Source organism: Intestinibacter sp. (genome assembly GCF_051866655.1).
In the GTDB taxonomy this organism is placed as follows: domain Bacteria; phylum Bacillota; class Clostridia; order Peptostreptococcales; family Peptostreptococcaceae; genus Intestinibacter.
In genome coordinates this window covers 1-4,156 of sequence record NZ_JBJDXL010000130.1, presented here as the reverse complement: position 1 = coordinate 4,156, position 4,156 = coordinate 1, and the positions used below count along the sequence as shown (strand labels likewise).

General features: G+C 31.4%; 3 protein-coding genes. All 3 read right to left on the bottom strand.

Features of this window, described 5'->3' with window-relative positions; translation table 11 throughout:
- The coding region (addB, locus tag ACI3VO_RS03580) for a helicase-exonuclease AddAB subunit AddB (protein ID WP_439756608.1) at positions 1-2,597 on the bottom strand (2,597 nt) is incomplete at its 3' end.
- Positions 2,597-3,340 carry a PD-(D/E)XK nuclease family protein gene (locus ACI3VO_RS03575; RefSeq protein ID WP_439756607.1) on the bottom strand — a complete coding sequence of 248 codons (744 nt, stop codon included), beginning with the start codon at positions 3,338-3,340 and terminating at the stop codon, positions 2,597-2,599. The genes ACI3VO_RS03575 and addB, both read right to left, overlap by 1 nt.
- Positions 3,340-4,156 (bottom strand): 3'-5' exonuclease (locus ACI3VO_RS03570; protein ID WP_439756606.1); only part of this gene is annotated, 817 nt, incomplete at its 5' end. The genes ACI3VO_RS03570 and ACI3VO_RS03575, both read right to left, overlap by 1 nt.

The following is a 4,156-nucleotide window of genomic DNA, read 5'->3' as shown; positions in this document are numbered from 1 at the left end:
CTATTTAATATAAAACCAGGTATTTGCGAAATCATAAAATCTACAATTGAATTTACTTTTTTCTCTATATAAGCCTCGTTAATTTCATTCCATGTTAAATTTTCCTTTTCAAGTGATTTTGAAAACTCATACATTATATTGTGTATAAATGTACCTAAATCTGGTGCTGCAAATGAATATTCTCTTCTCTCCTGTGCCTTTAGACCGTATTGGATAAAGTAAGCAAACGGGCAAGATGAGTATTTTTCCAGTCTAGATATACTTAAATTATTTGTTTCGTATAATTTATTTATCTTTTCTTCAGACACCTTTTGAACCATATTTGTGTAAGTAAGTCCTGAAATTATCTTAGTCGTAATTTCGCCGTACTTATCGTCGTTTGCAAAATATCTATAGACGTCTAACCATAGATTTTCTATCTCTTCTCCGTTGTCAAACGATTTTATTTTGTTAACCATTCTGTTAAATGTAGGAGATTTTACAGTTACCTCGTCTAGCATTTCCTGTTCTGTTTCCTTTTTTAAATCCAATAGGTAGCTCTCGACCTCTAGTTTTTTAAAAATCTTTTTAAGTCTAGAAATTATTATAGAAGGTCTCAAGCTTTTTCCCTCTGAATCTGCAACTGGATAAGTCAAAATCAAGTTTTCAGAAGTAGATGTCAGTGCCTTGTAAACTAAAAACTGCTCCTCAAATGTCTTTGTCTTACTATCTATATCAAGCTCCACACCTCTATCTAATAGAGTATTTCTATCCTTATCACTAAGTATTCCCTTTTCCTTTGAAATCAAAGGAAATACTCCATCTGTAACTCCGATTAAATAAAGGTACTTAGTATCTGGATTTTTCATTCTATCGACACTACTTACTAAGATTTGATCTACACTTGGAGGAACTAGCCCGAGCTCGTACTCCTCGAATCCAAGCCCTATTATTTTTACAAATTTGTCTATTGAGACTACATCATCTCCCATTATTTCTACGATTTGATCTAGTATATCGATTACGATATCCCAAACCTGAGAATATTGGCTGGCTATATCTAACTCGCCTTTTTCCTTGAAGCTTTCAACTAAATCGTATATATTTTGCTCCATATTTAATTCGACTAAAAAATCATATATACATCTACATATTTCTCTGCAGCTTTTTTTGCCCTTTAGATTTTCTTGTAGCTTTAAAACCGGATTCAGCGCTCTATTTTTTATTTGATTTATCCTATCTATAGTAGTCGCTTCTTCCTCTGACATATCGGAATTATAATTGTTTATGGCTCTGTACTCCCATTTTTCTTCTAGCCATTTTTTACCTTTTATTCCGTTTAATATTACGTAATTTTCTATTAAACTGACTTCATCTACTGTCAAGCCTATAAATCCACTCTTTAAATATCTAAACATAACTTCATACGAATATCTCTTATTTTTCATTTCAAGAGCTGATGTTATCAAAACTACTATTGGGTTCGATTTTATATCTCTTTTTTTGTCTATGAAATTAGGTATTTCATATTCATCGAATATAGAATGTACTAAAAAGTCGTATTTATTTAAATCTCTAGTAGCGACAGTTATATCTCTATATCTTACGTTTTTATCTCTTACTAAGTTTACTATCTCCTTGGCGATATGCTCTACCTCATCGTATAGATTGTTGAATTCCTTCACCTTGATATAATTTACATCCTTGTCGTATTCTCTATATGGATAGGCGTTGTAGTATCTCTCTAGATGAAGTAGCTCGTCGTTGTTTTCAAATCGCTTTATCTTGCCCTTATTTAAATCGATGTGTGAATTTATCTTTATTCCATTATCCATAGCTATTTTTCTTAGCTTTTCGTAAGTATACTTAGTTCTTGAAAAAGGATCGTTTTTTCTATACTGTAAATAGTTCACACTGTCTACTGTAAGAGATATCGTCACTTCCTTCGCCTTTCTCATCAAACCTGCTAAAATAGAGTACTGCTTAGGAGTAAACCCTGTAAACTCATCTATATATATGTAGCTACCGTAAAAATAAGTAGTCTTCTCCAATTTCTGCGCCAATGATCCTAGCATATCCTGAGAATCTATATAATTTTCATGTAATTGCTTTTCAAACGCCTCGTAAATCTTGCTTATATCCTTTAGCTTTAATTTAAGCGTCTCGTTTTGTATATCCTCTGAAATATATTCGAGCATATCGTAATTTACGTTGTACTGCTTTAGCTCGCTTATCATCTCACTTATAGCTCCTACAAATCCAGTTTGTGTAGCTGCCTTTGAAAATACATTTAAGTCATTCACGACATTTTCAATTGCCTTATACGTTATCATCGCCTTACCGCTTGAATTTATATTTACGTCTGTTAGACCACCCGCTTGAGTAAACACGAATGCACTCATAGTATTAAATGAAAATACTCTAGTTCTCATGTATTTATCCTTTTGCTCTCCTAAATACAGTGAACTTACCTTTTTCTCCATTTCAAAAGAGTACTGTTCTGGAACTAATAGCACAACAGGCGTTGTCTCATCATCTTGAACTCGCGCTTTTATTTCATTTAATAGATAGGTGCTCTTTCCACTGCCACCTCTTCCAAATACAAATCTAAGTCCCATCACTCCTCCTCCTTTATCATTTCGTAATTTATAGATTGATTGTTACATAGCTTGTTAAACTCGCAATATTTACAATGTTTTTTGTTTTTATCTATATACCCGTCGAAGTCTATGTTGTCTATATTATTTATATAATTTTCTATAATAGATTTATTTCTGATATGTTTTTCTTCTGTGTAAGTTATAGTTATAGGTTTATCATCTATTTTCAATCTAAAGTAATTCATACTTATATTTTCATATGGAATATCCTTTTTATATATTTTAGCAATAATCTCCTTTGCTAAATACATATAAACTACTGTCTGCATTCTATTTTCGATATTTTTATAGCTAGTTTTTTGAGATTCTGTCTTCCAGTCCCAAATTTCTATACTGTCTTCACCGATTATCACCAAATCGTATTTTGCGGATAGATAGCTTCCCGATATTTTAGTTCTAACCTCGTACTCAGGTAGATAAACCTTTGAAGAATCGATTGGAATCAAGCTTTTTACCTTTTCTATCCAAGCTTTAAACTCCTCACTTATATTTTCTCCGATTGGAATATTTTTAAAATACCTTTCACACAATAAGTGAAATTCACTTCCTGTTTTTAAGCCCTTGTAGTATTCCCTGCTCTCTACACCCTCGAACTTCCAATTTATATTATCTATGTATTTATATTTAAATTTCAAAGGACATGATTTAAACGTATTAAGTGAATTTTGACTGTATATAAAGTGTTTAAGTTTTTCATTCATTATTTAATCATACCCCTTTCTTGTTTTATTATTTCATTTAATTTTCTCAAATATAGACAAGGCATTTGCTCTTGCTTTTTGTTGTCTTCTTCTGTTTTGAAACTGCTACCGGACATTATGAGCATTTCCTTTGCTCTAGTAATTCCGACGTATAATAGTCTGATTTTCTCATTTATCAAATCGATTTTAGTCTGTTTATAGTGATTTTCTGTCAATTTTCCATTTACAATAAAATCTATCTGACTTTTAATCAATGCCTCTGTATTTTTGTATTTATCCTTTAAATACCATTTATCACACTGGAATTTTCCATTTATATTATCCGGGAAATTATACTGAGTTAGTTGAAGTAAAAATACACAATCCCACTCCATTCCCTTTGATTTGTGGTAATTACAAACTGTTATACTTCCAGGCTGTGGCTCGTATCCGTTTATCTCGTATACTACATCTATTATATGGTTGAATACCTTATTTGTATTATCTGATAAAACATCTAAAACCTCTCTCAACGTTATATTTGGAGTTTCATTTATCAAATATCTAACGTAAAACGCCACATAATCGACAAGTGCTTTTTCCTCCTCTTCTAAAACAAGTCTGTCCTTTATAAATAAAATCAGCTTATCCATTCTTATTGTAGAGTAATCTAAAATTTCAGCTAGAGCATTTAGTCCCATTTTAAAAGTAACGTACATCTCACATTTATCGTCTATTATTATAGGTTTGTCCTTTATATCTGTATATAAAAGCTCTTCAACACTGTATTTTTCTAGCATATTTAGAAAATCCTTTTTGCCTTCCTTATTGTCTGTT

Coding starts and splice junctions, on each gene's coding strand:
- ACI3VO_RS03575 (WP_439756607.1), bottom strand. CDS start 3,340: ATGAATGAAAAACTTAAACACTTTATATACAGTCAAAATTCACTTAAT.